30 protein-coding genes are annotated in these 26,345 nt (G+C 66.0%); 9 read left to right on the top strand and 21 right to left on the bottom strand.

The window, feature by feature from the left end; translation table 11 throughout:
* Positions 1 to 83 precede the first annotated feature (83 nt).
* The gene (locus AC1DYL_RS01145; RefSeq protein ID WP_477171740.1) at positions 84 to 698 is read left to right on the top strand and encodes a dihydrofolate reductase family protein; all 615 of its coding nucleotides are present in this window, start codon (positions 84 to 86) and stop codon (positions 696 to 698) included.
* A 1-nt stretch (position 699) separates the two neighbouring features.
* On the opposite strand, the gene AC1DYL_RS01140 is transcribed toward AC1DYL_RS01145, so the two are convergent.
* Positions 700 to 1,548 carry a LysR family transcriptional regulator gene (locus AC1DYL_RS01140; protein WP_477171739.1) on the bottom strand — a complete coding sequence of 283 codons (849 nt, stop codon included), beginning with the start codon at positions 1,546 to 1,548 and terminating at the stop codon, positions 700 to 702.
* Between the two features lie 96 nt (positions 1,549 to 1,644).
* Between AC1DYL_RS01140 and AC1DYL_RS01135 the strand changes: the two genes are divergently transcribed.
* On the top strand, positions 1,645 to 1,929 hold the full coding sequence (locus AC1DYL_RS01135) for a putative quinol monooxygenase (protein WP_477148845.1): 285 nt from the start codon (positions 1,645 to 1,647) through the stop codon (positions 1,927 to 1,929).
* 111 nt (positions 1,930 to 2,040) lie between these two features.
* On the opposite strand, the gene AC1DYL_RS01130 is transcribed toward AC1DYL_RS01135, so the two are convergent.
* From AC1DYL_RS01130 to AC1DYL_RS01115, 4 genes are all read right to left on the bottom strand, one after another.
* Positions 2,041 to 2,481, bottom strand: a complete 441-nt coding sequence (locus tag AC1DYL_RS01130) for a hypothetical protein (protein WP_477148846.1) — start codon at positions 2,479 to 2,481, stop codon at positions 2,041 to 2,043.
* Positions 2,482 to 2,743: 262 nt separating this feature from the next.
* A complete protein-coding gene (gene uppS / locus AC1DYL_RS01125; protein WP_477171738.1) occupies positions 2,744 to 3,412 on the bottom strand; it encodes a polyprenyl diphosphate synthase in 669 nt (222 codons plus the stop codon).
* Positions 3,413 to 3,547: 135 nt separating this feature from the next.
* Complete coding sequence (locus AC1DYL_RS01120) at positions 3,548 to 3,913, bottom strand: transcriptional regulator (protein WP_477171737.1); 366 nt, start codon at positions 3,911 to 3,913, stop codon at positions 3,548 to 3,550.
* A complete protein-coding gene (locus tag AC1DYL_RS01115; protein ID WP_477171736.1) occupies positions 3,903 to 4,511 on the bottom strand; it encodes a hypothetical protein in 609 nt (202 codons plus the stop codon). The genes AC1DYL_RS01120 and AC1DYL_RS01115 overlap by 11 nt, the downstream gene beginning before the upstream one ends.
* A gap of 199 nt (positions 4,512 to 4,710) precedes the next feature.
* On the opposite strand from AC1DYL_RS01115, the gene AC1DYL_RS01110 reads away from it, so the two are divergent.
* On the top strand, positions 4,711 to 5,868 hold the full coding sequence (locus AC1DYL_RS01110) for a DUF2652 domain-containing protein (RefSeq protein ID WP_477171735.1): 1,158 nt from the start codon (positions 4,711 to 4,713) through the stop codon (positions 5,866 to 5,868).
* Between the two features lie 8 nt (positions 5,869 to 5,876).
* Here the strand turns inward: AC1DYL_RS01110 and arfB are convergent, their stop codons facing one another.
* The 4 genes from arfB to AC1DYL_RS01090 all read right to left on the bottom strand — a co-directional run bounded on the left by arfB (position 5,877) and on the right by AC1DYL_RS01090 (position 10,182).
* A complete protein-coding gene (gene arfB, locus AC1DYL_RS01105; protein ID WP_477172020.1) occupies positions 5,877 to 6,287 on the bottom strand; it encodes an alternative ribosome rescue aminoacyl-tRNA hydrolase ArfB in 411 nt (136 codons plus the stop codon).
* Positions 6,288 to 6,367: 80 nt separating this feature from the next.
* Positions 6,368 to 7,720 (bottom strand): MBL fold metallo-hydrolase, encoded by a 1,353-nt coding sequence (locus AC1DYL_RS01100; protein ID WP_477171734.1) that lies wholly within the window; start codon positions 7,718 to 7,720, stop codon positions 6,368 to 6,370.
* The gene (locus AC1DYL_RS01095) at positions 7,717 to 9,831 is read right to left on the bottom strand and encodes a S8 family serine peptidase (protein ID WP_477171733.1); all 2,115 of its coding nucleotides are present in this window, start codon (positions 9,829 to 9,831) and stop codon (positions 7,717 to 7,719) included. The genes AC1DYL_RS01100 and AC1DYL_RS01095 overlap by 4 nt, the downstream gene beginning before the upstream one ends.
* Positions 9,832 to 9,903: 72 nt before the next feature.
* On the bottom strand, positions 9,904 to 10,182 hold the full coding sequence (locus AC1DYL_RS01090) for a hypothetical protein (RefSeq protein WP_477171732.1): 279 nt from the start codon (positions 10,180 to 10,182) through the stop codon (positions 9,904 to 9,906).
* A 333-nt stretch (positions 10,183 to 10,515) separates the two neighbouring features.
* Between AC1DYL_RS01090 and AC1DYL_RS01085 the strand changes: the two genes are divergently transcribed.
* The 5 genes from AC1DYL_RS01085 to AC1DYL_RS01065 are packed head-to-tail and all read left to right on the top strand — an operon-like array spanning position 10,516 to position 15,142.
* Entirely contained in the window at positions 10,516 to 11,883 is a 1,368-nt protein-coding gene (locus AC1DYL_RS01085; protein WP_477171731.1) for an LLM class flavin-dependent oxidoreductase, read from the top strand.
* On the top strand, positions 11,883 to 12,458 hold the full coding sequence (msuE, locus tag AC1DYL_RS01080) for an FMN reductase (protein WP_477171730.1): 576 nt from the start codon (positions 11,883 to 11,885) through the stop codon (positions 12,456 to 12,458). The genes AC1DYL_RS01085 and msuE overlap by 1 nt, the downstream gene beginning before the upstream one ends.
* A gap of 26 nt (positions 12,459 to 12,484) precedes the next feature.
* Positions 12,485 to 13,447: an aliphatic sulfonate ABC transporter substrate-binding protein gene (locus AC1DYL_RS01075; protein ID WP_477171729.1), complete on the top strand. Its 963-nt coding sequence runs from the start codon at positions 12,485 to 12,487 to the stop codon at positions 13,445 to 13,447.
* A gap of 11 nt (positions 13,448 to 13,458) precedes the next feature.
* Complete coding sequence (locus tag AC1DYL_RS01070; RefSeq protein ID WP_477171728.1) at positions 13,459 to 14,310, top strand: ABC transporter permease subunit; 852 nt, start codon at positions 13,459 to 13,461, stop codon at positions 14,308 to 14,310.
* 4 nt (positions 14,311 to 14,314) lie between these two features.
* Positions 14,315 to 15,142 carry an ABC transporter ATP-binding protein gene (locus AC1DYL_RS01065; RefSeq protein WP_477148858.1) on the top strand — a complete coding sequence of 276 codons (828 nt, stop codon included), beginning with the start codon at positions 14,315 to 14,317 and terminating at the stop codon, positions 15,140 to 15,142.
* Between the two features lie 58 nt (positions 15,143 to 15,200).
* Here AC1DYL_RS01065 and AC1DYL_RS01060 read toward each other — a convergent pair whose 3' ends face one another.
* The 5 genes from AC1DYL_RS01060 to AC1DYL_RS01040 form a co-directional block, all read right to left on the bottom strand.
* A complete protein-coding gene (locus AC1DYL_RS01060; RefSeq protein WP_477171727.1) occupies positions 15,201 to 15,899 on the bottom strand; it encodes an SH3 domain-containing protein in 699 nt (232 codons plus the stop codon).
* A gap of 179 nt (positions 15,900 to 16,078) precedes the next feature.
* Positions 16,079 to 16,717, bottom strand: a complete 639-nt coding sequence (locus AC1DYL_RS01055; RefSeq protein WP_477148860.1) for a peptidase inhibitor family I36 protein — start codon at positions 16,715 to 16,717, stop codon at positions 16,079 to 16,081.
* Between the two features lie 191 nt (positions 16,718 to 16,908).
* Positions 16,909 to 17,478 carry a peptidase inhibitor family I36 protein gene (locus AC1DYL_RS01050; RefSeq protein ID WP_477171726.1) on the bottom strand — a complete coding sequence of 190 codons (570 nt, stop codon included), beginning with the start codon at positions 17,476 to 17,478 and terminating at the stop codon, positions 16,909 to 16,911.
* Positions 17,479 to 17,722: 244 nt separating this feature from the next.
* Entirely contained in the window at positions 17,723 to 18,118 is a 396-nt protein-coding gene (locus AC1DYL_RS01045) for an acyl-CoA thioesterase (RefSeq protein ID WP_477171725.1), read from the bottom strand.
* Positions 18,115 to 18,714 (bottom strand): thymidine kinase, encoded by a 600-nt coding sequence (locus AC1DYL_RS01040; protein ID WP_477148863.1) that lies wholly within the window; start codon positions 18,712 to 18,714, stop codon positions 18,115 to 18,117. The genes AC1DYL_RS01045 and AC1DYL_RS01040 overlap by 4 nt, the downstream gene beginning before the upstream one ends.
* A gap of 330 nt (positions 18,715 to 19,044) precedes the next feature.
* Here AC1DYL_RS01040 and AC1DYL_RS01035 point away from each other — a divergent pair, with 330 nt between their 5' ends.
* Positions 19,045 to 19,440, top strand: coding sequence for a DUF2147 domain-containing protein (locus AC1DYL_RS01035; RefSeq protein ID WP_477148864.1), 396 nt, complete (start codon positions 19,045 to 19,047; stop codon positions 19,438 to 19,440).
* A 2-nt stretch (positions 19,441 to 19,442) separates the two neighbouring features.
* Here the strand turns inward: AC1DYL_RS01035 and AC1DYL_RS01030 are convergent, their stop codons facing one another.
* The 7 genes from AC1DYL_RS01030 to AC1DYL_RS01000 all read right to left on the bottom strand — a co-directional run bounded on the left by AC1DYL_RS01030 (position 19,443) and on the right by AC1DYL_RS01000 (position 26,179).
* The gene (locus AC1DYL_RS01030) at positions 19,443 to 20,339 is read right to left on the bottom strand and encodes a DMT family transporter (protein ID WP_477171724.1); all 897 of its coding nucleotides are present in this window, start codon (positions 20,337 to 20,339) and stop codon (positions 19,443 to 19,445) included.
* 59 nt (positions 20,340 to 20,398) lie between these two features.
* Entirely contained in the window at positions 20,399 to 21,115 is a 717-nt protein-coding gene (locus AC1DYL_RS01025) for a class I SAM-dependent methyltransferase (RefSeq protein ID WP_477171723.1), read from the bottom strand.
* Positions 21,116 to 21,156: 41 nt separating this feature from the next.
* Positions 21,157 to 21,372, bottom strand: coding sequence for a hypothetical protein (locus tag AC1DYL_RS01020; protein WP_477171722.1), 216 nt, complete (start codon positions 21,370 to 21,372; stop codon positions 21,157 to 21,159).
* A gap of 39 nt (positions 21,373 to 21,411) precedes the next feature.
* Positions 21,412 to 22,644 carry an aminotransferase class V-fold PLP-dependent enzyme gene (locus AC1DYL_RS01015; RefSeq protein WP_477171721.1) on the bottom strand — a complete coding sequence of 411 codons (1,233 nt, stop codon included), beginning with the start codon at positions 22,642 to 22,644 and terminating at the stop codon, positions 21,412 to 21,414.
* A gap of 221 nt (positions 22,645 to 22,865) precedes the next feature.
* Positions 22,866 to 23,453, bottom strand: coding sequence for a Spy/CpxP family protein refolding chaperone (locus AC1DYL_RS01010; RefSeq protein ID WP_477171720.1), 588 nt, complete (start codon positions 23,451 to 23,453; stop codon positions 22,866 to 22,868).
* Positions 23,454 to 23,694: 241 nt separating this feature from the next.
* Positions 23,695 to 24,123: a CBS domain-containing protein gene (locus tag AC1DYL_RS01005; RefSeq protein ID WP_477148870.1), complete on the bottom strand. Its 429-nt coding sequence runs from the start codon at positions 24,121 to 24,123 to the stop codon at positions 23,695 to 23,697.
* 163 nt (positions 24,124 to 24,286) lie between these two features.
* Positions 24,287 to 26,179, bottom strand: coding sequence for a hypothetical protein (locus AC1DYL_RS01000; protein ID WP_477171719.1), 1,893 nt, complete (start codon positions 26,177 to 26,179; stop codon positions 24,287 to 24,289).
* Positions 26,180 to 26,345: the final 166 nt, after the last annotated feature.

The following is a 26,345-nucleotide window of genomic DNA, read 5'->3' as shown; positions in this document are numbered from 1 at the left end:
ATTTTAGAGCCTGCATCACTTAGCCGTTGCGCTAACTGTCTTGCGTTGATAGTTAGCCGAAAGGCAAAGTGTTGGAGATCGAAATGAGACTGGTCGTAATGACGTTCGGTTCGCTGGACGGTGTATATCAGGGGCCGGGGAGCCCGGAGGAGGATCGCAGCGACGGCTTTTCTCGCGGTGGCTGGTTCGTGCCGTATCTCGACCAGGTGTTTCTCGACCAGGCGAGGGAGTGGCTGCAGAAGGCGGGAGGCCTGCTGCTTGGCCGCCGGACATACGAGGGTTTCTCGCGGGACTGGCCGGAGATGAACAAGCCGGACGATGCGATCGGCTTGATGATGAACAGCCTGCCGAAATACGTGGCGTCCTCGACGCTCGGGACCACCGCGTGGGGGCCGGCGACCATCTTGCGGGGCGACATCCTCAATGAGGTCGGAAAGCTGAAGGACCGTGAAGGTGGCGAGCTGCAAGTCCACGGTAGCGGAAGCCTTGCTGGGTCGCTGCTGGCGGCCGGGATCGTCGATGAGCTGCGGTTGGTCGTGGCGCCGGTGATCGTTGGTGCGGGCCACAAGCTGTTCGCCGACGGCGGGGTCGCCACGGCGATGCGGGCGTTGCGGAACGACACGACGCCGGGTGGGCTCAATATCCAGGTGTTCGAGCGGGCGGGCGAGGCGGAATATCGGACCTTCCAACGGCCATAGGCTACGCGCCGCGCATGCACTCGGCAAGAAATGCCACGACGGCACTGACGTGGGGAGCGCCGCGGAGGTCGCGGTGGAAGGCGATCCAGGCGTCGCGGCGGAACGATGCAGGGTCGGCTTCGACCAGCTCGGGCCCGATGCTTCGGGCAAGGAAAGTCGGGAGCGCGGCGACGCCGACACCGGCCTGCGCCGCGGCGCATTGCGTGACGAGGTCGTTGCTGCGGAGTAGCAGTGGGCGATCACCGGCGAGCTGCTTCAACCATTGCTGGTTGGGCGCCTCGTCGAGCTCATGGCTGAGGCCGATGAAGCCACGGTCGGCGACGGGGTGCGTGGCGAGGTAGTCCGGCGCGGCATAGGCGCGGTACGTCACCTCGCCGACGCGGCGGACGACAAGCGAGTGATCGTCGGGGCGGGAGAGGCGCAGGACGATGTCTGCCTCACGCCGCGTGAGCGAAGCGGCATGGGTTTCGCCGAGCAGCTGCAGGTGGAGACCGGGATGCGTGGCGCGGAAACGGTCGAGGCGTGGCGCGACGAGGTGGGAGGCGATCACCGGTGGCAGACTGACGGCCACCTCCACTGCAGCGGTCCCGCTTTCGGCGAAGAGCGAGCGCTCGAGCGTCAGCGCTTCCGTCAGCATGCGCCGCGCCGACGCCGCGACGCGCTCGCCGGCCCCCGTGAGGATGTAGCGGCCGGAGCGGCGGTCGACGAGCTTCTGGTTGAGCCCCGATTCCAGCGCCGCAACGCGGCGGGCCACGGTGCCGTGCTCGACGCGCAGGACGCGCGCCGCCCCCAACAGGGTGCCGGCATCAGCCAGGGCGACGAAATGGCGGAGATCCTGCCAGTCGAGCATTGGGAAATTTCTCACAGCCGGTGCACGTAATTGCCAGATTTTGCACATCCGTGCCGCGATGCAAACTGTGCGCATCAACAAAACGGAGACTGCAGAATGACGAAGATCAGGCGCGTGGTGCGAATCGAGGCCAAGCCCGGAGTGGCGGAGCAGATGCGCGAGGCGCTGCTGGCGCTGCAGCAGGCGACGGCGGCTGAGGCGGGCTGCGATGAGTTCGGCTTCTTCCAGGCGCTGGACCGGGCGCACTCGTTCCTGCTGATCGAGGATTTCGCCGACCAGGCGGCGCTGGACCTGCACATGCAGACGCCGCACACGCAGGCCTTCTTCGCGCGGGACCTGGTGGCCGGCATTGCGCCGATCGAGAGGGCGTGGATGTCCTAGGGGCCGACCAGGGCAGCCGCTGCGGGGGCCGGCCGGCGGCGCTTCGTGGTGGGGCAAGAAGAGGCGGCCGTACACCAGAGCCGCCTCATCTACTCGCGCGTGGGCGGCTATTCAGCCGGAGTGGGCGCCGAAGATGCTGCCGGCCCACGCCATGACGCCGCCGCCTCCGGCATAGCGGCGGAGCCGTGCTGCCAGGTTGTGGCCGGTGAGCGAGCCCATGTAGTGGCAATCGCAGAGCAGGTGATGGGCGTCCTCGTCAGTCATCTCGAAGTAGTCCATCGCGTCGCCGAGCGTGTTGCCGGTGAGGCCGTCGCCGAGCAGGACAGGGTCGCGGTAGGCGAGGGCGAGCGGGGTGGTATCGCCGCCACGATAGGCGCGGCGCTCGTCCTCGGGCAGATACTCAATGCGATACAGCGCTTCCAGCGGACCGCCGTGCCGATCGAGCAGATCGGCCCAACGGCTGAGGCGCTCGCGACGGGTCATCCTAGTGATGGGATTTGCCGCGACGATGGCGGCAGCTTCGCGCAATTGTTCGGGGGTTTGGTGCTTCATGGGGGCCTCCTCGGGGCTTGCACAGGCGGGGCCGCTGGCCGAATTGCCCCGCTGGTGTCCGTGTGCCCGATGCTAGGCCCGCGAGGCGCCCAACGGCTCGTGCCCTGGCCCTGCTTGCTGGAAGAATAGTGCGCTGCAAAGTCGCCGCAATCACGGCGGGTCCCGAAGATGTGACCGGCATTACGCCGATCGGGAGGTGTCGAGGAAGGGTTGGGGAAGAGGTAAGGGTGGAGGCGCGTTCCATCCGAACCCGCCGCTCTCTTCATGCCGGGATGGCGCCGAAGCTGCGGGTGCGGCTGGTATAGTCGGCGAGGGCAGAGTCGAACTCGGCGGGGCCGAAATCGGGCCAGCGGGTCTTGGTGAAATAGAGCTCGGCCTGGGCGCATTCCCACAGCAGGAAATCGGAAAGGCGCTGGTCGCCGCCGGTGCGGATGAGGAAGTCGACATCCTCGGTGCCGAGCTGCGCGGCAAGCGCTTCGGGCGTGAGGCCCTGGCCTGCGGCGGCGAGGATGGCGTCGCGGGCGGAATAATCGATGGCGATGCGCAGGTGCAGACCGGTGCAGGCGGCGGTGGTGCGTTCGGCGGCGGCGATGGCTTTCACGAGGCCGAGCGGCAGGCGGTCGCGGCGGCCGAGGATGGAAATGCGGACATTGTTGTCGCGGAGCTGGCGGGCTTCGACGAGGAGGAAGTGGCGGAGCAAGGCCATGAGGCCGGCGACTTCGGGCTCGGGGCGGCGCCAGTTGTAGGTGGAGAAGGCGTAGAGGGTGAGGGCGCCGACATCGTTGGCGATGGCGGTGCGGACGGCGGCGCGGACTGCATCGGCGCCGACCTCATGGCCGGCGGGACGGGGGAGGCCACGCGCTTCGGCCCAGCGGCCATTGCCGTCCATGATGATGGCGACGTGGAGTTTGTGGTGGGGAGTGGTTTGCATTGTAAACCTCGTGGGTGAGCGTTGGGGGTAGGCATGATTTGTGCTCGGTGACGGGGACTGATGGTTGGGTCGCCCCCTCCACCGGCTTCGCCGGTCCTCCTCCCCCGCCACGCGGGGGAGGATCAGAGGGGGCCGTCAGGTTGGGCGGAGCTTTGGTTGGGCATTCGGAGTGCTGGCCCGCGCAGAGGCATCGCGGACGACGCGTTCGAGGACACCGAGGTAATCGAGGAAGCGCTGGCGGCCGGCGGGGGTGAGGCGGATTTCGGTGAGCGGGCGGTTACCGGTGTAGCCCTTGTGGATGTCGACGAGGCCGGCTTCCTGCAGTACGGCGAGGTGGCGGCTGAGATTGCCCTGGGTCAGGCCGCAGAGGCGCAGCAGGTCGTTGAAGGCGAGGCCGTCGGGGCGGCTGACGAGCGAGGTGAGGATGCCGAGGCGGGCCTTCTCGTGGATGACGCGATCGAGCCCATCATAGGCGAAGGGGGCGTCGGGCTCAGCGGACATTGGCGGCCTCCGAGGCGCGGTGGACGATGGCGGCGACGAGCAGCTGGCCGACGGCGAAGGGCAGGCCCATGTGCCAGGGCGAGAGAGTGTGGTCGGCGGCGGCGAGCATCAGCACGGCGAAGCCGGAGAGCAGGTACCAGGCGCCGGCCAGCGCAATGGCGCGGGGCAGCGAGCGGGCGGCGGCGAAGATGCCGAGGCTGACGAGGATCAGCCACAGGCCGGGCACCAGCCACAGTTGCTCGGGCGCGAAACGGGCGAAGAAGGCGAGGAGCGCGGCGCCGGCGACGCCTGAAGGCACGAAGTTGAGCACGGCTTCGCGGATCATCTGGTCGGCGAGGCCGGCATGATGGCGGCGCGAGCGGCGCAGCATCTCGGCGCCGATGAGGGCGACGGCGAGGATAGCGGTGAGCACCCAGGCGGCGAAGTAGGCGGCGGGTTCGGCGGCGCCGGGGAGGATCGACTGTAGCGCAGCAACCGCGAAGGCGAGGGCGCCGGAGGTGGCGAGGGCAGCGGGACCGAGGCCGAGGAACTCGCTGGATTGCGCGAGGCGGGATTTGATCTCAACGATATCGGCCAGGGCTTTGTCGAGATCGGGCATGGGTGTGGGCTCGGTTTGCGATGCAAAGTAGATTGGCGTGCAAATTGGGGAGGATTTGAGGCAGAGGTATGGGATGGTGGTTGGTTTGTAGGCGGGTTTCTGGAAGTGGGCGGCCTGGGGCGAGGCCTGATCCGGTTGCCCCCCTACCACCTCCACCGCATTCCGTGGCAAACTGCCCTCGCGGCGGGGGAGGGTTATCGTGTCCACTCGGCTTGGCTATTTCCTCATTGCCGACATCACCGGCTACACCCAGTACCTCAGCGCGTCGGAGTTGGAGCATGCGCAGCAGACGCTGACGGCGCTGCTGAATTTGCTGATCCGGGATACGCGGCCGCCGTTGGTGATCTCGCGGCTCGCGGGGGATGCGGTGATCAGTTATGGGCTCAGCGACAACTTCCTCACCGGGCAGACCTTCGCCGAGACGATCGAGGACACCTATGTGGATTTCCGCAGGGCGATCGAGCGGATGGTGCACAACACGACGTGCCCGTGCAACGCGTGCCGGAATATCGGGTCGCTGGACCTGAAGTTCTTCGTGCATCACGGCGAGTTCGCCGTGCAGAAGCTCGATGCGCATGACGAGCTGGTGGGCTCGGACGTGATCCTGATCCATCGGCTGCTGAAGAACCATGTGACCGAGGCGACCGGGTTCCGGGCCTATACGCTGTTCACCGATGCGGCGCTCAACAAGCTCGGGCTTGGGACCGAGGGGCTGGTGGTGCATGAGGAGAGCTACGAGAATTTCGGCACCGTGCAGGTCTGGATCGAGGACATGCACCCGGTTTGGGAGGAGAAGCGCCGGCTGACGCGGGTGACGATTCCGCCGGATCGCACGCTGATGCAGGTGAGCGCCGAGATCGACCTGCCGCGCGAGCGGGTGTGGGACTATCTGGTGCAGCCCGAGCACTACATGGTGCTGCTGGCGGCGACTCGCCTGGACGTGAACCGAAAGAGCGGCGGCCGGGTGGCGGTCGGCAGCGTGTTCCAGTGCTACCACGGGGATGCGATCATTCCGCTGACGGTGCTGGAGTGGGAGCCGTTCGAGCAGATGGTGGTGGAGTACATTCCGCCGATCCCCATCAAGGGGGTGACGGGGCTGACGGAGTTGCGGCTCGAGGAGACGGCGACGGGGACTCGGCTGACGCAGATCTTCAGCAAATCGAGCGGGCCGCTGGTGGGGCGGATGATGGCGGACGCGGGGTTGAAGTCGTCGGCCAAGGAATTCCAGCACGACATGGATGCGTTCAAGGCACATATCGAGGCGGACCACGCGGAGCATCGCGATGAGATGCCCCCGCCGGTGTTCATTGGCGAGGCGGAAGTGGGCGCGGCGGCGCGGGCCAGCCTCTCGGCGTAGCCAAAAGCTCAGTCGAAGTTCCTCGAACTTCGCAGCTTCTTGACAGCTCCCCGCTGGGTCTTGCCTTCGAGGCGGCGCTGCTTCGAGCCGAAGGTCGGCTTGGTGGGTCGCCGCGGTTTTGGCGGGACGAGGGCGGCGCGAAGCATCTGCGTCAGGCGGTCGATGGCGTCGTCGCGGTTCTGCGGCTGGTTGCGGAACCGATTGGCGGTGATGACGATGACGCCGTCGGTGGTGAGGCGGCTGCCGGCGAGGGCGGCGGCGCGGTGCTTCAGCGGCTCGGGGAGCGATGGCGAGCCCATCAGGTCGAAGCGGAGCTGAGCGGCGCTGGCCACCTTGTTGACGTTCTGGCCACCGGGGCCGGGACTGCGAATGTAGTCGATGCCGATCTCCGCAAGCGGGAGATGCACGGCGCCGCCTATGTGGATGGAGTCAGGAATGAGGAGGGCTCCGCTGGATTGGCGGAGACTAGCATGCGGCGCCGGGGATTTTCAGCCCCGGCTCAGACCTCCAGCTCTAGCGGTTTGTTCTTCAGGTATTTCAGCTTGAGGCGGCCGTGGCTCTGTTGCTTGGCCGTGGCGAGTTTCTGCTCGATAGCGGCGAACTGGGCGAGGCACTTGGTCAGCTTGTCGGACGGCTTGTTGTTGTTCTTGGCCATGAACGCGGCCTGCTGCTTTTCCAGGTAGGCCGTGCTGCAGTTGAGCCAGATAGTGAACGGCTGGCCAGCCTCCGGATTGGGCGAGAGCTTGTCGGCCGGGCCGAGGCGTGAGTCGAGCAGAACTTCGAGGACGCGCAGGTCGGGGTTCTCGTGCTCGCCATTGGCGCAGATCAGGTAGTTGTCGGCGGTGATGCGCTTGACGAATGCGCGGTCGAGATTGTTCTCGGAACCGTGGTGCTGGAGCTTCAGCACGTCGACATGCAGCCCCCCGCCATCGGCGAGGCGGCCGTGATGGGTGAGGCCGGCGAGGATATCCTCGGAATGGCCGTCGCCGCTCATGATGACGCGGGTGGTGCCGCCGCCGGCCTTGGGCTCCTCGAGCAGCAGCATGAGCGAGGCGAGGTTGGGTTCGGTGACGCTCTGGCGGTGACCGAGTTCGTCATCGATCGAGACGCCGAAGCCGGGCGGGACCGGGCCTTCGTTGTCCTCGAGCCAGGCTTCGAGCTTGGCGACGCTGCCGGCGTTGCCGGCATCGGCGAGCCAGTTCTTCCAGTATTTGCGGAGGATTTCGAGATCCTTCTCGAACGGGCCGATGAGGCGGACTTCGAGGGTGCTGCCGGGGGCGAGGCTGATCACCTCCTGGCCGCGCACCATGGCGAGCAAGTGACCGAATTCGGCGTTCAGCGGGATGTTCAACTGGTCGGCGGCGATGCGGCGCGACACCTTGATGGCTTCGGGGATGGAGTTGGCGACGGAGCGGAAGGCGTCGGCGAGGCGAAGCAGGGTCGGGGTGGAAGAGCTGGAAAGGCTGTTGGCGCGGGAGGCGAGCACGCTGCCGATGGCCTCGGACTCATCGACCATGGTCTTGAAGGCGTTGTGCCAGATGCGCTTGACCTCGGGCGGCTTCCGGAAGGACGGCTTGGTGGCCGGCAGGCCGTGGCCATGCTTGTGGTCGTAGACGCGCCAGAGCACGGTGTCCTCAAGCAGTTGCAGGACGCCCGCGATATGGTCCTGGTCGACATGCGAGACGTAGACCAGATCCAAATGCTTGCCGGTGTCCTCGGCCCATTTGCCGAGGAAGCCCCGTGCTTCGGCGGCATAGGCGTCGGGCATGCCGCCGTCGGCGAGGATGCTGACGGCGCCGGCTTCGAGCAACAGGCAATCGCCCTTGCCGGAGGGCAGGAGAGTGATCTTCATGACTTGTCCTCGGCGGTCGGGGGGCGGCGGGTTGGAACGGCTTTTGGAGGGGCGTTGCGCCGACGCGCCGGGCCGGCGGCGGCAGCGCCGGCGGCGATGGCCGGCTTTGCCGGAGCCGACTTCTTGAGCTCGATGCGATCCAGTGCGCGTGAGGCCTCGGCGACGCAGGCGGCCGGCGAGATGACGCCGAAGCCGAGATCGTTGGCCCATTTGTAGGTGGCGCCGGGCAGCGGGCGGGACGTGGCCTTGATGATGCCGAGGATCTGCGCGGCGGTGAGCGTCGGCTCGGCGGCGAGCATCAGGCCGACGACACCCGCGACATAGGGACTGGCCATGCTGGTGCCGGTCATCTCGATCCACAGGTTGTCCGGGTCGCCAAAGCCGTTGGCGGCGACGATGCGGGTGCCGGGGGCAGTGATGTCAGGTTTCAGGCGGCCGTCGCGGGTAGGGCCCTGGCTTGAGGTGATGTGGGCGCGACGCTTCAGTTCATCGAGATTTGCGACGGAAACGACGCGCTGGCCGCAGGCGAGGGCGCTGACCGACGAAGTGTCGACATGCGAGGCTTCGGTGAAGAACGAGGGCCAGAAGTAGTTGCCGTCGCCAAGATCCGCCGGATCGTCGCGCTCGATCCAGGCGTGAAAGGCGCCGTCGCGGATGACCCGGCCATGCAGCCTCACCTCCCAGGTGCCTGAGGGGATGCCGACGATCACGTCAGTGCCGAAGAATGGGCTGAGATAAACGGCGATGTAGTTGGCGCCGTTGGTGGGGTGGTGCAGCTCGTTATAGACGCTGATCAGGGTGCGGTCGGGCAGCTGATGGTTCTCGATGAACTCGCCGGGCTGCACCGGGCCGATCCAGTCGCCATCGGGCGGGCGGATGCTGATAGCGAAACGGTCCTGCGGCTCGTACCAGATTTCGAGTTCGTTTTCCGAGGCGTCCTTGATCTTGTCGCCGACCACCTGCCACTCGAGGATATGGTCGAGGCCCTGGGCGTCGATCCTGCCGCTCGCGTGGATGCGGCCCATCATGTAGCCGAGATCGTCGGGTGCCTCGGGTCGTTCCTGGCCGGCATTGCCGGCGGCGATGCAGATGGAGCGGCCCGGTTCCGTGAGCAATGCATCGATCCAGCGATCGAGGATGCTGGATCCGTCATGGGCGTGGCCGTTGGTGCCCAGGCTGATGTTGATCGAGATAGGGCGCTCGCCGGCGAGATCGAGCAGGTAATAGATGGCATCGAGCAGGGTGGTGGAATCGTAGAACGAGGTGCGGCGATCCATCTCGTCCTCGGGCACCGCGATCAGCACCGCCGCGATCTCGGCGCCGCTGCAGATGCCGCTGTTGCCGGCGGCGATCGAGGCGACATGGGTGCCGTGCGATCCGACGACCATCTGGGATTGCGGCTCGAGATCGTGTGGCGAGACGTGGATGGCCTCGGCGTCGGCGAGCGCCGCCTCCATCGCCGCAGCGGTGATAACCCGGCCGCGCTTGAGGCCCTTGCGGTCGCGCCCTTCCTTCGCGCCCTGGTCCCAGATGCTGACGAAGCGGGACTTGCCGGCGGAGATGAAGTCCGGATGGGCCCAGTCGAAGCCCTCGACATCGATGATGCCAATCATCATGCCCTTGCCGTCGCCGAGTTGAGCCGCGGTGGCATCGGGCGCGCGGGCAGCGGGAGCGGTGGCGCCAGCGCTGCCCTTGAACGGGCGCGGCAGCTTCAGTGCGTCGGCCGGCTCGATGAAGATGGTGCTGCCGTCGCGGGCGAGATCATATGCCTCGTCGAGCGACATGCGCCGAGTGCCCATGCCGCGCAGGGTCTGCTGGCCGGCGACCGGCGGCAGCGTGTCGGTCGCACGCACGAAGACGCTGACTTCGACGGCCTCGCGCTGCGCCTGCACATCGACGCCGCTCTTCTTGGCGGTGCCGCGACGCGGCGCGTCGGCGGGCGCTATGGCCGTGGCAACGGGCGGCGTGACCGCGGCCAGTTGCTGGGTCTTTACTCGTAGTGCCGGCTGTACCTCAGATTTGGCGGAACTGACGTCCGGGTCGCAATTAGAGAACATCCGCAGCTTCGGATGCATGTTCCGCAGCACAACATTCTGCCACCTGTCGTTCATCGCATTCGCCCCCGAGCCGAATATTCAGATACCGACAGAATAACTGATGGCGGATGATGTCAGTAGATATTGTCACAAGCAACAGGGCAGCGTGTATTTATCGTTGCAGTGGAAATCGCGTGCAGAACGACGGTTTGTTGGCGGTCGATCCGCGTCCATGACCGAGCCACAGGTGGCGTTGAGGATGGCGCCGCTGATGGCCGTGGCGCGGTCGGAGGCGGCGAAGGCGGCGGCGCTGGCGAGCTCGGCGAGGGTCGTCATGCGGCCGAGGACGGTGCCTGAGGTCATGTAGGCTTTGAACTCCTTGAACATTTCGGCGTGCTCGGGGGCCACGGGCCAGGTCTCGGGCATGGCCTCGGAGCGGAGGCAGACGACGCGGATGCCGTGCGGGCGTGGCCGCCGCGGTATTCGGGGGTGGGGAAGGGGGGCTGGTGGAGTGCTGGGTGGTGCGGCCGGCGACAGAGCAGCATATGGCGGTGATAAGGCGCTGAACGTCGGTTGCGGAAACCACTCAGTTTTGAGTCGCGGGGCTCGCCGTTCCCGGGAATTCGGTTCCACAGGGCAAAAAAAGCTCTCGAAGCGCGAGATCGGCGCAAAGCCATCAGTCGACAATGTATAGTGATTTAGTAGTTTAATAGGCATCGAAGCCGGGCATGGAGCACGGCACCGGGGACAGATGCCGAAATGACCACCGAGAACAGACAGCTCAAGCTCGGCGCCTTCATCATGGCGACTGGGCACCATATCGCGGCCTGGCGCCATCCCGATGCGGACGCCGACGCCGGGCACAGTATCGACCATTATCGCGGGCTGGCCGAAACGGCGGAAGCCGGCAAGTTCGACCTGGTGTTCGTGGCCGACAGCCCGGCGGGTTGGGATGGCGACAAGGACCCCGAGACACGCAGCCGGGTCAGCCATTCGGCGCATTTCGAGCCGGTGACGCTGTGGTCGGCGCTGTCGCAGGTGACCAGTCACATCGGGTTCGTGGCGACGGCTTCGACGACGTACGAGGACCCGTACCTCCTGGCGCGCAAGTTCGCCTCGCTGGACCATGTCTCGAAGGGCCGCGGTGCCTGGAACGTGGTGACGACTGGCGCCGATGTGTCGAAGAACTTCTCCATTGCCGGCCACCCGGCGCACGCCAATCGCTATGAGCGCGCCGAGGAAGTCGTCGATCTCGTCCTCGACCTCTGGGACAGCTACGAGGACGATGCGCTGATCCGCGACAAAGAGAGCGGCATCTTTCTCGACCCCAACAAGGTCCACAAGGTCAACCACCACGGCAAGTTCTTCGATGTCGCCGGGCCGCTCAACGTGGCGCGCTCGCCGCAGGGCCGGCCGGTGGTGGTGCAGGCCGGCGCTTCCGAGCCGGGCCGTGAGCTGGCGGCGCGGACGGCGGAGGTGATTTTCACCGCCAACCAGACGCTGGCCGACGCGCAGGAGTTCTACTCCGACGTGAAGGGGCGGCTCGCCAAGTTCGGTCGCCGGCCGGAGCAGCTGCTGATCATGCCCGGGATCTTCCCGGTGCTGGGGGGAACGGAGAGGGAAGCGAAGGAGAACTACGAGTTCATCCAGTCGCTGGTGCACCCGACGATCGCCTGGTCGATCCTCAAGCAATACTATGTCGGGGTCGATCTCTCGGGCTATTCGCTCGACGACAAGGCGCCGCCGCTGCCCACCGATACCGAGCTCAACAAGAGCCGGCTGAAACTGGTGTCGGACCTCGCGGCGCGCGGGCTGACACTGCGGGAACTCTATCTGTCGCTCGCCACGGCTCGTGGGCACCGGACTGTGGTCGGGACGCCCGAGCAGGTGGCCGATGCGATCGGGGAGTGGTTCCACGGTGGGGCGGCGGACGGGTTCAATATCATGCCGCCGGTGCTGCCGACGGGATTGACGGACTTCGTCGACCAGGTGGTGCCGGTGTTGCAGAAGCGCGGCTGGTTCCGGACCGAATACGAAGGCACGACGCTCAGGGAGAACCTCGGGCTCAAGCGGCCGGTCAATCGGTTCGTCGAGCGTGCCGAAACCCTGGAAGAGCGGAGCGCCTGATGACCAACAGCCTCAAGATTGTCGGCTTTGCCGGCTCGTCGTCGCAACCCTCGCGTACCCGCAACCTGGTCGAAGCCATAGCCGGCGCTGCTGCAAAGCGTTCGGGCGCAGCGGTGTCGATCTATGACCTGACGGAGATCCACCCCTCGCTGGGCTCGACGCTGGACCCGCGGCAGGCGCCGCAGGATCTGCAGGAGCTGATCGCGGAGATCACCACCGCGGATGCGCTGATCGTCGGGTCGCCGGTCTACAAGGGCACGTATACCGGGCTGTTCAAGCACCTGTTCGACCTGATCGAGCCCAAGGCGCTGAAGGACAAGCCGATCGTGTTGTCGGCGACCGGCGGCAGCGAGCGGCATGCGCTGGTGATCGACCATGGGCTGAGGCCGCTGTTCGCGTTCTTTTCGGCCGATATCATCGCCACCGGGATCTACGCGACGGAGACCGACTTCGCCGAGCACCAGCCGCACAATTCGCTGCTGCTGGGCCGGATCGAGCGGGTGGCCGAAGAGCTGAACTGGCGGCTGCAGAGCAAGCGTACCGAGGCGGCGGGGCCGCTGCGGGCGATCGCCTGATTTTTCCCTTACTGATGGAGACGACCATGATCGATCGCAGATCGACACTGAAACTGTTTGCCGCCGCTTCGGCGCTGGCGATTATACCAGGCGCCGCGCGGGCGCAGGACAGCGCCAAGGAATTCCGCATCGGCTGGCAGAAGGGCGGCGTGTTCGCGCTCGCCAAGACCTCGGGCGCCCTCGAAAAGCGGCTCGAAGCCCGCGGCATCAAGGTGACCTGGTCTGAGTTCACCTCCGGTCCGCCGCTGCTCGAAGCCCTGGGCGCCAACGCCATCGACTTCGGCTCGACCGGCGACATCCCGCCGCTCTTCGCCCAGTCGGCGGGCGGTGATCTCGTCTACATCGCGGCCACCAAGGGCAGCGTCGCGGGCTCGGCAATTCTGGTCAAGAGGGACTCGCCGATCCAGTCGATCGCCGATTTGAAGGGCAAGAAAGTTGCGTTCAAGCGCGGCTCCAGTTCGCACAACTTTGCGGTCAAGGCGCTGCGCTCGGTGGGGCTGGGCCTCAGCGACATCGACGCGCTCGATCTCGGGCCGCCGGATGCGGCGCCGGCCTTTGCTAGCAACCAGATCGACGCCTGGATCATCTGGGACCCCTACTTCGCGATCGCCGAGCAGGACCCCGACACCCGCGTGCTGGTGACCACCGAAGGGCTCGTCGATTCGTGGGGCTACTACCTGGGTAACGGCACCTATTCCAAAGCAAACCCGACGATCGTCGCCGAAGTGATCGACGAGCTCGCCAAGGTGGGCAAGGCCGCGCAGGCCGATCTCGACGCCACTGTCGGCCTGATCTCGCAGGCGACCGGCGTGCCCGAGCCGATCCAGAAGATCGTCCTGACCCGCAAGGGCGCCGACCTCGGCAATATCCTGGCGCTCGACGATACCATCCTCGCCTATCAGCAGGCGCTCGCCGACGAGTTCTTCGGCCTGGGGATCATCCCCAAGAAGCTCTCGATCGCCGACGTCTGGTTCACGCCAGAACTCTGAGGAGAGGCCAAATGACCCTGGTTGCCGATCTTCCCAAACAGGCCGCCCTGCCGGGCGGGCCAAACCTCCGCCAGGCCGGCCGCTGGATTTCGTCCCGGCTGGGCGGCGCGCTCCCCCTGCTTCTGCCGACGGCCATCGTCGTCGCATGGCAGGTTGCGTCGAGCCTGGGATTGATCGGCAACCGGCTCATGCCGGCGCCGCTCGACGTCCTCCGTGCCTTCTGGGACAAGACGGTCTCGGGTGAACTCGGGGTCAATATCGCGGTCAGCGCGCAGCGGGCGCTATCGGGGCTTTTCGTGGGCGGCTCGATCGGCTTTCTGCTCGGGCTCGCCAATGGTGTCTCGAGCCTGTCGCACCGGCTCACCGATACGACGCTGCAGATGCTCCGCACCATTCCCAACCTGGCGCTGATTCCGCTGGTGATCCTGTGGTTCGGGATCGGCGAGGAGGCGAAGCTGTTCCTCACCTCGCTCGGGGTGTTCTTCCCGATCTATCTCAACACGCTGCACGGGGTGCGGACGGTTGATCCGCAGCTGATCGAGATGGGGCGGGTGTACGGGATGAGCGGCTGGACGCTGTTCCGCAAGGTGATCTTCCCGGGCGCGCTGCCCTCGATCTTTGTGGGGCTTCGGTTCTCGCTCGGCATCATGTGGCTGACGTTGATCGTGGCCGAGACGATGAATGCATCGTCGGGCATCGGGCACATGGCGAACTCGGCGCGCGAATTCATGATGACCGACGTGGTGGTGCTGGCGCTGGTGATCTACGCGCTGCTCGGCAAGCTGGCCGACGCCACGGCGCGCTTCCTCGAACGGCGGACGCTGCAATGGCATCCCGCATACCAGACTCCGGCGAAAGGGTGATCCGATGAGCCACATCGAACCAGCACGCAAGTTCAACGCGTGGGGCAAGACGATCGAGCCCGAGTATGGCCCGCGGGCGCCGTCCCCTGCGGTAGAGCGCAGCGGCGCGGTCGGCATCCGCATCGAGGGGCTGGATAAGTCGTTCGGCAATGTCTCGGTGTTGCGCGGCCTCGATCTCGAGGTGCCGGCCGGGCAGTTTCTCGCCATCGTCGGCAAGAGTGGGTGCGGCAAGAGCACCTTGCTGCGGCTGCTATCTGGGCTCGACGAGCCTACCGCTGGACGGATCAGCTTCATTGGTTCGGCCGGCGAGACGGTGACGCCGAATGCCCGGATCGTGTTCCAGGAGCCGCGGCTGCTGCCGTGGGAACGCGTCGCCGGCAATGTGGCGGTGGGACTGGGACCGGGTCAGACCGGCCGCACGGCGCGGGACAAGTCGCTGGCGGCGCTGCGCGAGGTGCAGCTCGACGAGAAGGCAGACGATTGGCCGTCGCAACTGTCGGGCGGGCAGCGGCAGCGCGTGGCGCTGGCCCGGGCATTGGTCAGCCGGCCGGACTTCCTGGCGCTCGACGAGCCGCTTGGAGCGCTCGATGCGCTGACCCGCATCACCATGCAGGGACTGGTCGAGCGGGTGTGGCAGGAGCAGGGGTTTACGGCATTGTTCGTGACGCACGACGTTGCCGAGGCGGTCGCGCTGGCCGATCGGGTGATCGTGCTGGACGAGGGGAAGATTGCGCTCGACATCTTGGTCGAACACGAGCGCCCGCGCCTGCGTGGCGCCGAGGACCTGGCGCGGATCGAGCGGCAGCTGCTCGACGCGATCTTCCGGCGCTAGCACGATGAAAAACGCCGCCCTGTGAGGGGCGGCGTTCGGGGGGGCGAAGCGAGCCGGGTTAGCGGACGCGGATAGAGCTGATTTCGCCGGTGGCGCCACGGAGGTTGCCGACGGTGCGCGAGATGACGATGCAGCGACCGTTGAAGTTGGGGCGTTCGCAGATGAGAGCCTGGGCATCGCCGCGGACTTCGATGGACGAGATCGTGTCGTCCCAGCGGCCGAGGCGAGCGAGACGCTCGCCCGGGCGGGCGCAGAAGCTGTCGCCGCGCAGGTTTGTGCGCTCGTAGAAGCAGACGCGATCACGAGTGCCGCCCGGACGGCCGGGACGAATGTCGAAGCCGCCGGAGCCGACCTGGAAGCTGAAGCCGGGGACGTCGAAGCCAATGCTGACGTCGACGTCGGGGCGGCCCGGGCCCGGGCGATCAGGAACGATGACGCGGGTATCGATGTCGTCTTCGTCATCGTAGCCCGAACCGTCGTCGTAACCGGAGCCGTCGTCATAGCCGGAATCATCGTCGCTGAGATAGCTGGCGGAGACCCAGCCATCGGGGCCGGACTTGAGCACGTAGCACCAGCCGCCGGAACAGCGGTCGATCTCGACCTCCTGGCCGGGGCGGAGCACGTCGACGACGGCGCCACTCACTGGTGCGCTGCGGACGTTGACGGTGCTGGTGGCGACGGCCGCATTGGCCGCGCTGGCGAAAAACAGGGAGCCGAGCAGCAGCGCGGCTGCTCCTGCCAATTTGATGGGGTACATTTCGGGGAGTCCTCTCTTTGTGACGCTGTGGGGCGTTCCTTGGGCAGGCCTTGGGTCGGTTGTCGCCGCGTGGCGAGAACGGCCGGCCGCCAAGTGAGTTCCAATCCTTGGTGGGGAATGCGTCCAAAATGCAAACGCCGCCCCGCAGGGCGGCGTTCGGGTTTCGACCATGGCGACGGTCAGTTAACTTCGAAGGACGAGATGTTGTTGTTGAGCTGGTTGGGCAGCGAAGACTTCGACGAGCTGATGTCGGCGCAGATGCCTTCGAGATCGAAATCGCGGCAGACCAACACGTCGGCATCGCCGAACACTTCGATCGACGAAATCGAGTCGTTCCAGCTGCCGCCGAGGGCGTCATCGCTGTCGCCGGGCTCGACGCAGAAGCTCTGACCGTTGAAGTTGGCGTTCTTGTAGAAGCAGACCTGGTCTTCCTCGACCGGCTCGGGGAGCGGCTGGGGCTTGGGCTGGTTGCCGACGCCGATGGAGATGGACGGCTTGCCGTCACCGCCGACGCCGAAGCTGAAGCTGAACGGCACGTTGGAGGCGGGCTTGCCCTTGTTGAGGCCGCCGAGGCGGTTCTGGCGCACCCAGCCGTCGGGGCCGGGGATCTGGATCAGGCAGACGGTGCCCTGGCAATCGACGACGGTGACCAGCTGGCCGGCCTCGACCGAGTTGACCACCGGTGAGTTGGGGTTGGCGGTCTTGCGGACGTTGGAGTCCTGCAGCACATGGGCGTTGGGGGCGGCGAAGGCAGGCGCGACGGCTAAGCCGGCGAGCGCGGCAAGCGCTGCGGCGGCGACGAGGTGGAGACGCTTCATGATGTGTTCCCTGATTGGCGGGCCGGGTCCGGTTCCGCGGGCGCAGATCGGTGCAGGCAGGTGTGCTGCACGCCAATGCGGCCGAGCACAGGATTATTCGCGATTCGAAAGGAAATCGACTGAATTACAACGGAGAAACGGCCCGCGCCGGGGGGCTGCGGACCATTTGTACTGGAGCGCGAGGCGGGCGATCAGTAGACCCGCATCGAGCTCACGTTGTTGTCGAGGAAGCCGTGCAGTGCGCCTTCGCTGTCGTTGATGCGCTCGCAGTAGCTGTGGAAGTCGCGATCGCGGCAAAGGTCGACCGAGACATCGCCTTCGATGGAAACGGAGGAATAGCGATTGTCGGCATGCAGCAGCAGGAAATCGCGGACGCGGGCGCCCGACTTGGCGCAGAACGCGTCGCCGGTGAAGTTGTGGCCTTCATAGAGGCAGACGAGGCCCGGGCCGCCCGACTTGTAGGGGATAGGGGCGAGTTGCCACGGGTGGCGGATGACCTTGCCGAAGGCGATGTCGTAGAGGCTGGTCCAGCCCGCGACGTGGCCGGAATGGACGCGGCACCACTGCCTGGAGCAGCGATCGACATAGACGCGGACCTTGCCGTCGATCTCGCCGGTGACGTCGTAAGCAGTGCCGGGCCCTTCGAACAGCACCAGGGGACGGACCGACCAGGCCGGGCTGCCGACCGGGGCCGCGGTGGCGGCGAAAGTGCCGAGAACAAGAACGGCCAGTGCAGTCAGGCTCGCCAAGAATTGCTTCATCGAAATGCCCCGAACCGAAAGATCAACTCAGGTGAGCGTAGCGTCCGCGCATGACGGTTGGAAGGGTGGAGCAGCAACAGGGTGGAGGAAAGTTTGCGGAGGAAGGGCGCCGCGCGGAATCCCTCGCGCAGCGCCTCCCCCATCATCACCGGGTAGAGGCCACCCATCCCGGGACGTGATGGTGGGCAGATTGCCGCTTCGCGGCTGAACGGGGGCTGAACCGGGCGCTCAGACTGGCGTCGGATCAGCATGGGATGACGCGCTTTTGTCCGTTTTCGTCGAGCGCCACGTAGACAAAGCGGCCCTCGGTGACCTTGACCCGGTCGGCGAGGCGATTGCGGCGGGCCCAGGACTCCACGTCGATGGTGATCGAGGTGTTCCCGACGCGTTCGACGGTGGTGTAGACGCAAAGGATGTCGCCGACCTTGACCGGCGCGATGAAGGTCATCGCCTCGACCGCCACGGTGACGACACGGCCACGCGCCACCTCGACTGCAGCGATGGCGCCGGCGATGTCCATCTGGCTCATCACCCAGCCGCCGAAGATGTCGCCGGCCGGATTGGTGTCGGCCGGCATGGCGAGGGTGCGGATAGTGAGCCCGCCGTGCGGCTCGTTATGGTCGGGGCCTTCGGTGGTCATGCGCGAGGTCCTTTCGGGGGCCAGCGGCCGATTTCTTCTTCCCAGTGGCGGCGGCAGAGGGAAACATAGACCGATTTCTCGATCGAGACCTGATTGCCCTCGCGAAGGGCGCCGCCTTCGGCATCGCGGCGCACCACCATGGTGGCCTTGCGGCCGCAAAAGCAGATGGTGCGGACTTCGCGCAGCTCGTCAGCGACAGCGAGGAGCTCGGCGGATCCGGCGAAGAGCTTGCCCTGGAAATCGGTGCGTAGGCCATAGCACATCACCGGGACATCGAGCCGGTCGGCGACGCGGGCGAGCTGCCAGACCTGATCTGAGGTGAGGAACTGCGCCTCGTCGACGAAGACGCAATCGACCTTCGATTCCTGCAGGTGATCGTTGACGCGCTGGAACAGATCGTCCTCGCCGCCGAACATCTCGGCGTCGGCGGAGATGCCGAGGCGCGAGGTGATGCGGCCGACATCGCCCTCGGCGTAGAGCGAGGAGGTGAAAAGGAGCGTGCGCATGCCGCGCTCGACATAGTTATAGGACGCCTGGAGCAGCAGCGTCGACTTGCCGGCGTTCATCGTGGAGTAGGAGAAGTAGAGCTTGGCCATGCGGGTGTTCATGCCGCAGGCTGGCGGCGGCGGCGAGGCCAATCGGAAGCTCTCAACAAAAAATCGGCCGCCTGGCGGGGGCGGCCGATAAAATGCCGAATTGGGGCTCGGCACAGGACATACGAGTTGGCGGCGATGTCCTGCTCATAAAGACCGTCCAGTTGCCATTATGGCGGGTGCAACTGGGTAGAGGCCGGGGCAATGGGGGACGCCCCGGGACACCCGCAAGCTATTGAGGCGACGTGACAAGCAGATGACGACGGACTTTCATAATGGCGACATTTTCAGCCCATAGCGGATAGTCTGCGGGCAGGGCTGCTGGAGAGCTACATGACTGGGTTTCTGAAAGCCGGACTGGGTTTGTTGATGGCGGCGGCGATGGCGACGCCGAGCCTGGCGCAGAGCGCCGACGTGACTGGGATGTGGCATCCCGACAAGAGTTCAGACTGGCTGGCGAGCCTGTGCGGGGACGACAATACACAGCTGTGCATCACGGTGGTGGGCCTGCGCGACCACATGGACACCGACAAGAACCGGCCGTACCTCAACAAGGTGATCCTCGATCACGCCAAGCTGAACGGCAAGAACCGCTGGAAGGGCAAGCTGCATCTGTTCGGGCAGACCGGCGACGCGTTCATAGCGCTGCGCAGCGCCAACAACCTCGACGTCAAGGTCTGCATCTACGTGGTGCTCTGCAAGGAGTACCCGATGACGCGACAGAAGTAGTGCTAGGCGGGTACCCGGCGCTGCAGCAGCGCCGGGACAGCTTCCACGATGATGATGGCAAAGAAGATGAGCGCCGCGCCGGCATAGCCGACGGGGGGCAAGCGTTCGCCCAGTAGCAAAGCGCCGCCGAGCGCGGCGAACAGGCTTTCGGCCGAGAGGATGATGGCCGCGTTGGCGGCGGGCACGTGCTGCTGGCCGATGGCCTGCAGGGTGTAGGCGATGGCCGTGGACATGATGCCGGCATAGAGGATTTCGAGCCAGCCATTGCCGATGGTGGTGAAATCGGGCGCCTCGAAGCCGAAGGCGACGAGCAGCGACAGCACGCCGACCACGAGGAAACTGAGGGCGGAGAGCACCACCGGCAGGCCGGTCTGGCGGCTCAGGTAGCCGATGAGGAACACCTGCCCGCCCCAGAACGCGGCGCTCAGCACCATCAGCCCATCACCGGCGTTGAAGGCCGCGAGGTGGCCGCCGTTGAGATAGAAGATGCCGATGAGGGCCAGCGGCGCACCGAGATAAATCACCGGGTGCGGTCGGGTACGGATGGCGAGCCAAGCGATCAGCGGCACGAACAGCACGTAGAGCGCAGTCAGGAAGCCGGAATTGGTGACGCTGGTGTAGATCAGCCCGTATTGCTGGATGGCGGAGGCGAGGAAGAAGGTCAGCGATAGTGCGCCGATCAGCAGCCATTGCTGGCGGGTGAGTGCGGCGACGCTGGCGCGCTTGGCGCGGAATTCGAAGATGGCGAAGGGCAGGAGCGCTACGCCGCCGAGCAGGAAGCGGATGCCGGCAAAGGTCATCGGCCCCATATGATCCATCGCGGATTTCTGCGCGACGAAGGCGAAGCCCCAGATGGCGGTGGCGATGAGCAGAAGCAGGACAGCGAGCGGGCGAGACATCGGCGCTGTGTAGCTGGTGTGGCTGGGGCGCGTCGAACGGATTTTGGCGATGGGGACGATCAGGGTTGGTGATGGGACCGGGCAGTCGTTCCCGGGTCGCGGACGGAGAAAACCAGGAACGACTGGGAGTTCAGCCACCACGGCAGCGCGGTGAAGGGGGCGCTGAAATGCGATTGCAGGTCGAAGGTTCGCTGCATCAGGGCCCGCAGCGCGCGATGCTCGAAGCCCTTGTGTGAGCGTCGGATATCGGAGGCCCGTTGCACCGGATTCCCGATGAGGCCCTGGAGTAGTTCCTGCACCGAATGGTCCGAGGGACGGCGGAACAGCAGGAGCCGGTTCAGTTCCTTCAAGGGCAGCGCGAGCCCCTGCATGATCGGCACGGAGAGGATGAGGGCGGCGCCCGGCTTGCAGGCGCGAACTGCGGCGGCGATGAAGCCGGCGACATCCTGATCCGATAGGTGCTCCAGGACTTCGAACGCCGTAAGGACATCGACGGTCCCGGGCTCGACCTGGGCGAGGTTCGCCAAGTGCGGGAAGCCGGCGTGGTGCACCTGCATGTACGGCTCGATCGCAACGCGCCGCAGATCCGGCCGACGTTCGCCGAGCTGGTGCAACATCTCGCCGGTGCCGGCGCCGAAATCCACGATCAACCCGCCGGGCGGCGAGTGGCTTTCGATCAATGACAGCGAGAGCTGGTGCCGCGACCGGTGCGCGAAGCGGGCCAGCGGGTTGGGATTGGCGATCGTTTGTTTGGTGTAGGAAACCGACTTAGCCAATGCAGTCTCCAAGGCATGAAGCAGTGTTCGCGGCCGGTTAGCTACCTGCCGGTCGTCTCGGCCCTGGTGAGGCGGTAGCCGGCCTCCTCCAGGGCGTGCGTCATGTGTTCGGCGTACCATTGGGGCCAGTTGTCGTCGTAGACGCCAGCCAGTTCCTTTGCCTCGTACACGCCGTGTGCCTTTGCCGCGCCCTTCAGTGCCTCGAGCAGAACTTCGGTGAGGGTTGGTTCTCCCTGCGTCGATGGTTTGTCAGTCATCTTCGGGGCCCTCGTATCTCTATGAAGTAGCGTGACAGCCTACTTCAGCTCCGCATCCAGCGCTTCGATCAATTGCTGCACTTCGGCCTCGGAGGTGTAGTGGGTGAAGGAGACGCGGAGGACGCCGTGGCCGGGGTTGAGGCCGAGGGCTTCGAGCAGGCGGTAGGCGTAAAAATGGCCACCCGAGGCCATGACCTTGTGGCGCGACAGGCGATCAGCGGCTTCGACGGCGAGCTCGTTCAGCGCCAGCGAGATGGTGGGCGCGCGCTTGGCCGGATCGGTGGGGCCGATGAGGCGGACGTTGTTGCGGGTGCGGATGAACTCCATCAGCGGGGCGAGGAGGATTTCCTCCTGGCGGCGCATCGCGGCGTGGGCCTTGCGGAACGGATTGGCCCCCTCGACGCTGTCACCCGCGAGCTCGCCGACGCGCTCGAGATAGTCGGCGACACCGGCGGAGGCGGCGATCTGGGCGTGGTCGGGGCCGGCGGGGACGAGGCGCTTGCGCGGCTGGGTGTCGTTGAAAAAATGGCCCTGGTTGGGGAGTTCCGACGCCAGCGAGGGGCGGATGGCCATGACGCCCTGGTGCGGGCCGTAGACCTTGTAGGCGGAGAACAGGTAGATGTCGCACCCGAGCTCGAGCAGATCGGGCAGGCCGTGCGGGGCGTAGGAGACGCCGTCGACGACGGTGACCGCGCCAAAGCTCTTGGCCTTCTGGACGATCTCGTGGACCGGGTTGATTTCGCCGACGATGTTGGAGGCGTGCGGGAAGCAGACGGCGCGGACCTTCGAGTCGAGCAGCTTGTCGAGCGCGGCGGGATCGAGGTGGCCGGTCTCGGGGTCGACCTGCCACTCGCGGATGACGATGCCGCGGTCGGCAAGACGCCGCCAGGCGCCGCCATTGGCCTCGTGATCCTGGTTGGTGACGACGATGGCGTCGCCGGGCTTCAGCCAGCCCGCGAAGGCGTGGCCGAGCGTGTAGGTGTTGCCTGAAGTCGAAGGGCCGAAATGGATCCAGTCCATACCGACATTGAGCGCCTGCGCGATGCGGCGATGCGCGAGGTCCATGGCGGCACCGGCTTCGCGCGAGGCGGGATAGAAGCCGTAGGGCTGCACCTTGGTGGCGCGATAATAGTGATCGAGGCGGGTGAGCACCTGCTGGCTGGTGTAGGAGCCGCCGGCGTTCTCGAAGAAGGCCCAGCCTTCGAGGCTCGGTTCGCGGAAGGCGGGGAACTCGGCACGGATCAGGGCGGTATCGAGGGGCAGGGCGGTCATCGGGGCGCTCGCAGGAGGGAGATCGATGGTTAGCGGAGGGCGATGACGGCGGCAACACGGCGTGTGGAAAAATGGGCGGTGCGGCGCGAAAGATAGGCTGGGGTCGGTACGCGTCGATGTCGGCAAGGCAAGAAGAAGCCCCGGCGGGAGGGGACACCGGGGCTTCTCAGGGGACGGCGTCGCGGCCGGTCTTGTTGGGGCTGGACCGGCGGGGACTGGGGTCAGCCGTCCAAATCGGCGCCGGCGGGCGGGGCGGGGGGATGGGGCAGGTGCTTGCCCGGGTGCTGGATCTCCATGCCCTGCATGATCATGCGGCGGCGTGGGGCAAGCTCGCGCTTCTGCTGGTCGGTGAGGCTGGCATAGAAGCTCTTGAACTGCGGCAGCAGTTCGCTCATCGCGGCGAGGCGGGCTTCGTCGAACTTGAGGCGCTGCTCGAGGCGCTGGATCAAGTCCGGGCGCTCGTTCTTGCTGGCGGTGGCGGCGGGACGAATGGTGTCGCACTTGTCGGCGAAATCGGTCTGCGCGGTGAGCACGGTGGTGCGGAAGTCCTCGAACAGCTTCTCCTGGTCCTTGCTCAGCTCGAGCTTGCCGGCCATGCGATCGAGGCGGTGCTCCAGCCGATCGGCGGCGCGGTCGTTGCAGGAGAACTCGGCGAAGCGGAAGGCGTTGCCGCCGCCGTCGCGACGGAACTCGAGAGTGCGGCCTTCGTCACCGTGGCGATCTGGGCCGGCGGCGAAAGCGGGACTCATGGCGGTGAGGCCGAGGGCGGCGACAAGGGCGGCGAGGACGGTGGCACGGGTCGAGGTCATCGTGGTCTCCCATCGGGTGAGCGGCAATGAGGGGAGGATGCGGTGCGTCGGCTTGCCGGGGCGTTGCGGCAAGGTGAAATCGCGGAAAGGTTGGAAAGGTGGGGTGGGCAAACATCGTGGCCTTGGCACCCCCCTCAGAGCTGCGCTAGGTCGCTTCGCTCCCAAGCTTCGCTTGCCTCCCCCGTCAAGGGGGAGGTGGGCATCGAGGTTGTGGCTGAATCCGGCTGGGTGACGCCGATCGCTACGACGCGATGTATTCTTTCAGCGCGTTGGCTTCCTGCTCGGCTTCTTCGATCTTGCGCTTAACCACGTCGCCGATCGAGACGATGCCCGTGAGCTTGCCGTTTTCGACGATGGGGATGTGGCGGATGCGGTTGCGGGTCATGGTTTCCATGAGGTCCGAGATCGAGCCCGCAGATGTGCAGGTGATGACCTTGGTGGTCATGACGTTTCGCACCGGACCGGCGAGAACCGCGACGGGATCCTTTTCGAGGTGACGGACGATGTCACGCTCGCTGAGGATGCCCGCGACCTTGCCCTTGGCGTCGACGACGACCACGGCACCGATCTTCTTGGAATTGAGAATGCGCAGGGCCTCGGAGAGCGGCGCGCCAGCTTCCACCGTGTGGACGGTGTGGCCCTTGGATTGAAGGATATTCTCGACTTGCATCGGCAGTCCTCCTTTCAGGCCACCATAGTGCGCCTAAGGGGAGGAGGGGACAAGAGTCCTATGTTGCAGGTGCAGAAGATGTGGGGCCGGTGCTTGCGGCGCCCCCTCCCAGCCTCCCCCACAAGGGGGGAGGTGCCGTTCGGTGGGTGTGGAGAGACCAGGCTTACTGCGCCGTAGCCGGGGCCTTGAGGTCGCGCTTCTGGTCCTGGACGGACTCGGTGGGAGTCTCGATGAGGGGGAGCGCGACCGGCTCGCCGCTGGCTTCGGCGACTACGTTGAGCTTGCCGGCGAGGGCGGTCGGATCCTTTTCCGCGGCGGCGAGATCGGCGAGACCGATGCCGGCAGTGTCCTTGGCGGTGATCGTCAGCTTGAGGTGCGAAGCACCGCTGAGGAAGGTGCCGAGCTGCTGGGCCGCAGTCAGGGCTTCGGTGGTGTTGCCGAGGAAGGCGAGGGTCATGCCCTGGGCCATGCCGGCGACGGCGGTGCGGAACGCGGCTTCCGGCTGGCCGGCATCCTTGGCGCCGGCGGCGAAGGCGATGGAGCCGATGCCGCGGTCCTCGACCTCGACGGTGACGTCGAGCAGCGTGAGCAGCATAGCCGCCATGGTGGCCTGGTCGGTGTTATCGGCGAACAGCGCCTCGGTGGCGTTGCCGAAGGTGCCCGAGAGGTTGATGCGGCCGAGCGTGCCCAGGTCGATCAGCACGTCATTGACCTTGATGGTCGAGGTGTCCTTGTCCCAGGCCAGCTTGGTGCCGAGCGAGATATCGAGCTTGTCGATGCCGCGGGCGAGCAGGTCGGCGACCGGGAGGTCAGTCATTTCGGCAGTGATCGGCAGTATGAAGTTGCCGAGGCTGAGTGCGATATCGGCCGGGATGCCGTTGACATAATTGCCGAGCGTCGCGTCGAAGGCGCCGATCGTGCCGGTGATGCGCTTGCCCGAGGATTCCGGATCGGGCACGTCGATGTTGAGGTTGGCGAGGCTCAGGCCGTCGAGATAGGGGACGAGCTTGCGCCAATTGGCGGCGAAGTAGGCTTCATCGAGCGTGGTGGCCGCTTCGATCGCCGCGATGGCGGCGGTGAAGTCCATCTTCTTCCAGGTGAAGTTGCCGAAGTTCAGGAAGCCGTCGTTCTCGACGGTCATGTTGAAATCGTTGAGCGATATCTCGGGGTAGATGGCGGGCTGGAAGCCGCCGACGGTGATCGGGCCGGAGGCGACGGTGAGCGGGTTGCCCTTCTCGTCCTTGCCCGAGCAGCTGAAGCCATCGAAGGTCATCGGCGTCGAGGAGAACGCGGTGAATATATCGGCATAGAAGCGGACGAGCTTGTCGACGGTCGCCGGCGCGACCTCGGTGCCGGCTTTCTGCGCGGCCTCGGCTTCCATTATGAGGGTATTGATCTCGGCGAAGTTCTGCTTGAGCGGGCGGGCGCTGAAGCTGCCGAGTGCGGCGGTGCCGAACTCGCACTTGAACACGTCGCCACCCGACAGCGTGCCGCCGGAGAACTTGAAGTCAGAATAGACCTCCTTCATCTCGGTGCCGGCAGTGACGGTGGTGGTGAGGCCGTAGAAGGAGAGCAGGCCCGCAAGGTCGAAGCGGCCGATCGACATTTCGCCGAAGGTGCCGGTGGTCTTTTCGGCGCCGGTGAAATCGGCCCCGCCGACATGGGCGGCAGCGGCGACGCCGTCGGTGACGTCGGTGAGGGTGACGTCGCGATAGGTGACGACCATCGGGGCGCCGCCATCGCCATAGCCGGGGTAGGTCATCTTGATTTCGGGGATGGTGACCGACTTGGCGTCGAGGGTGGCCAATGCGTCGAGCGCGCCGGGGGCGCCACTGAACAGGCCACGTACCGCGCCTTCATTGATGTTGCCGTCGACCACTTCGACCGTGGGGACCGAGACCTGGTACATCCCGGCAGCGCCGGCCGACGTGATGCCGGTGACGCTCAGCGTATCGGCGGAGGCGCCGGTGATGGCGAAGCCGGCAAAGATGGTGCCGAGCAGGAGGGTGCGCACCGGGCGCAGGCGGCCAAGCGGAGCGGGAGCGGTACGGATCATGTCGGTTTCCTCAGTCGCAAAATGATTTGACGCCGCGTCCCGCGCTCGCCTTGGGGGCGAGGGGGACACAGCGCGGGGTACGGCCCGAAGCGAGCGCCACCGCGGTTCTAGATTACCGTAGCTAACGGGAAGATGAACGGCGTGGCGCTAAACGCGCTGAATCAAT

It is taken from the genome of Devosia sp. P1_H9 (assembly GCF_056405135.1).
This window is presented reverse-complemented; position numbering and strand designations above follow the sequence as displayed.

Bases quoted from the DNA above. Each gene is read 5' to 3' on its own strand.
- AC1DYL_RS01145 (WP_477171740.1), top strand. From the start codon at position 84: ATGAGACTGGTCGTAATGACGTTCGGTTCGCTGGACGGTGTATATCAG.
- AC1DYL_RS01140 (WP_477171739.1), bottom strand. From the start codon at position 1,548: ATGCTCGACTGGCAGGATCTCCGCCATTTCGTCGCCCTGGCTGATGCC.
- AC1DYL_RS01135 (WP_477148845.1), top strand. From the start codon at position 1,645: ATGACGAAGATCAGGCGCGTGGTGCGAATCGAGGCCAAGCCCGGAGTG.
- AC1DYL_RS01130 (WP_477148846.1), bottom strand. From the start codon at position 2,481: ATGAAGCACCAAACCCCCGAACAATTGCGCGAAGCTGCCGCCATCGTC.
- uppS (WP_477171738.1), bottom strand. From the start codon at position 3,412: ATGCAAACCACTCCCCACCACAAACTCCACGTCGCCATCATCATGGAC.
- AC1DYL_RS01120 (WP_477171737.1), bottom strand. From the start codon at position 3,913: ATGTCCGCTGAGCCCGACGCCCCCTTCGCCTATGATGGGCTCGATCGC.
- AC1DYL_RS01115 (WP_477171736.1), bottom strand. From the start codon at position 4,511: ATGCCCGATCTCGACAAAGCCCTGGCCGATATCGTTGAGATCAAATCC.
- AC1DYL_RS01100 (WP_477171734.1), bottom strand. From the start codon at position 7,720: ATGAAGATCACTCTCCTGCCCTCCGGCAAGGGCGATTGCCTGTTGCTC.
- AC1DYL_RS01095 (WP_477171733.1), bottom strand. From the start codon at position 9,831: ATGAACGACAGGTGGCAGAATGTTGTGCTGCGGAACATGCATCCGAAG.
- AC1DYL_RS01090 (WP_477171732.1), bottom strand. From the start codon at position 10,182: ATGCCCGAGACCTGGCCCGTGGCCCCCGAGCACGCCGAAATGTTCAAG.
- AC1DYL_RS01085 (WP_477171731.1), top strand. From the start codon at position 10,516: ATGACCACCGAGAACAGACAGCTCAAGCTCGGCGCCTTCATCATGGCG.
- msuE (WP_477171730.1), top strand. From the start codon at position 11,883: ATGACCAACAGCCTCAAGATTGTCGGCTTTGCCGGCTCGTCGTCGCAA.
- AC1DYL_RS01075 (WP_477171729.1), top strand. From the start codon at position 12,485: ATGATCGATCGCAGATCGACACTGAAACTGTTTGCCGCCGCTTCGGCG.
- AC1DYL_RS01070 (WP_477171728.1), top strand. From the start codon at position 13,459: ATGACCCTGGTTGCCGATCTTCCCAAACAGGCCGCCCTGCCGGGCGGG.
- AC1DYL_RS01065 (WP_477148858.1), top strand. From the start codon at position 14,315: ATGAGCCACATCGAACCAGCACGCAAGTTCAACGCGTGGGGCAAGACG.
- AC1DYL_RS01060 (WP_477171727.1), bottom strand. From the start codon at position 15,899: ATGTACCCCATCAAATTGGCAGGAGCAGCCGCGCTGCTGCTCGGCTCC.
- AC1DYL_RS01055 (WP_477148860.1), bottom strand. From the start codon at position 16,717: ATGAAGCGTCTCCACCTCGTCGCCGCCGCAGCGCTTGCCGCGCTCGCC.
- AC1DYL_RS01050 (WP_477171726.1), bottom strand. From the start codon at position 17,478: ATGAAGCAATTCTTGGCGAGCCTGACTGCACTGGCCGTTCTTGTTCTC.
- AC1DYL_RS01045 (WP_477171725.1), bottom strand. From the start codon at position 18,118: ATGACCACCGAAGGCCCCGACCATAACGAGCCGCACGGCGGGCTCACT.
- AC1DYL_RS01040 (WP_477148863.1), bottom strand. From the start codon at position 18,714: ATGGCCAAGCTCTACTTCTCCTACTCCACGATGAACGCCGGCAAGTCG.
- AC1DYL_RS01035 (WP_477148864.1), top strand. From the start codon at position 19,045: ATGACTGGGTTTCTGAAAGCCGGACTGGGTTTGTTGATGGCGGCGGCG.
- AC1DYL_RS01030 (WP_477171724.1), bottom strand. From the start codon at position 20,339: ATGTCTCGCCCGCTCGCTGTCCTGCTTCTGCTCATCGCCACCGCCATC.
- AC1DYL_RS01020 (WP_477171722.1), bottom strand. From the start codon at position 21,372: ATGACTGACAAACCATCGACGCAGGGAGAACCAACCCTCACCGAAGTT.
- AC1DYL_RS01015 (WP_477171721.1), bottom strand. From the start codon at position 22,644: ATGACCGCCCTGCCCCTCGATACCGCCCTGATCCGTGCCGAGTTCCCC.
- AC1DYL_RS01010 (WP_477171720.1), bottom strand. From the start codon at position 23,453: ATGACCTCGACCCGTGCCACCGTCCTCGCCGCCCTTGTCGCCGCCCTC.
- AC1DYL_RS01005 (WP_477148870.1), bottom strand. From the start codon at position 24,123: ATGCAAGTCGAGAATATCCTTCAATCCAAGGGCCACACCGTCCACACG.
- AC1DYL_RS01000 (WP_477171719.1), bottom strand. From the start codon at position 26,179: ATGATCCGTACCGCTCCCGCTCCGCTTGGCCGCCTGCGCCCGGTGCGC.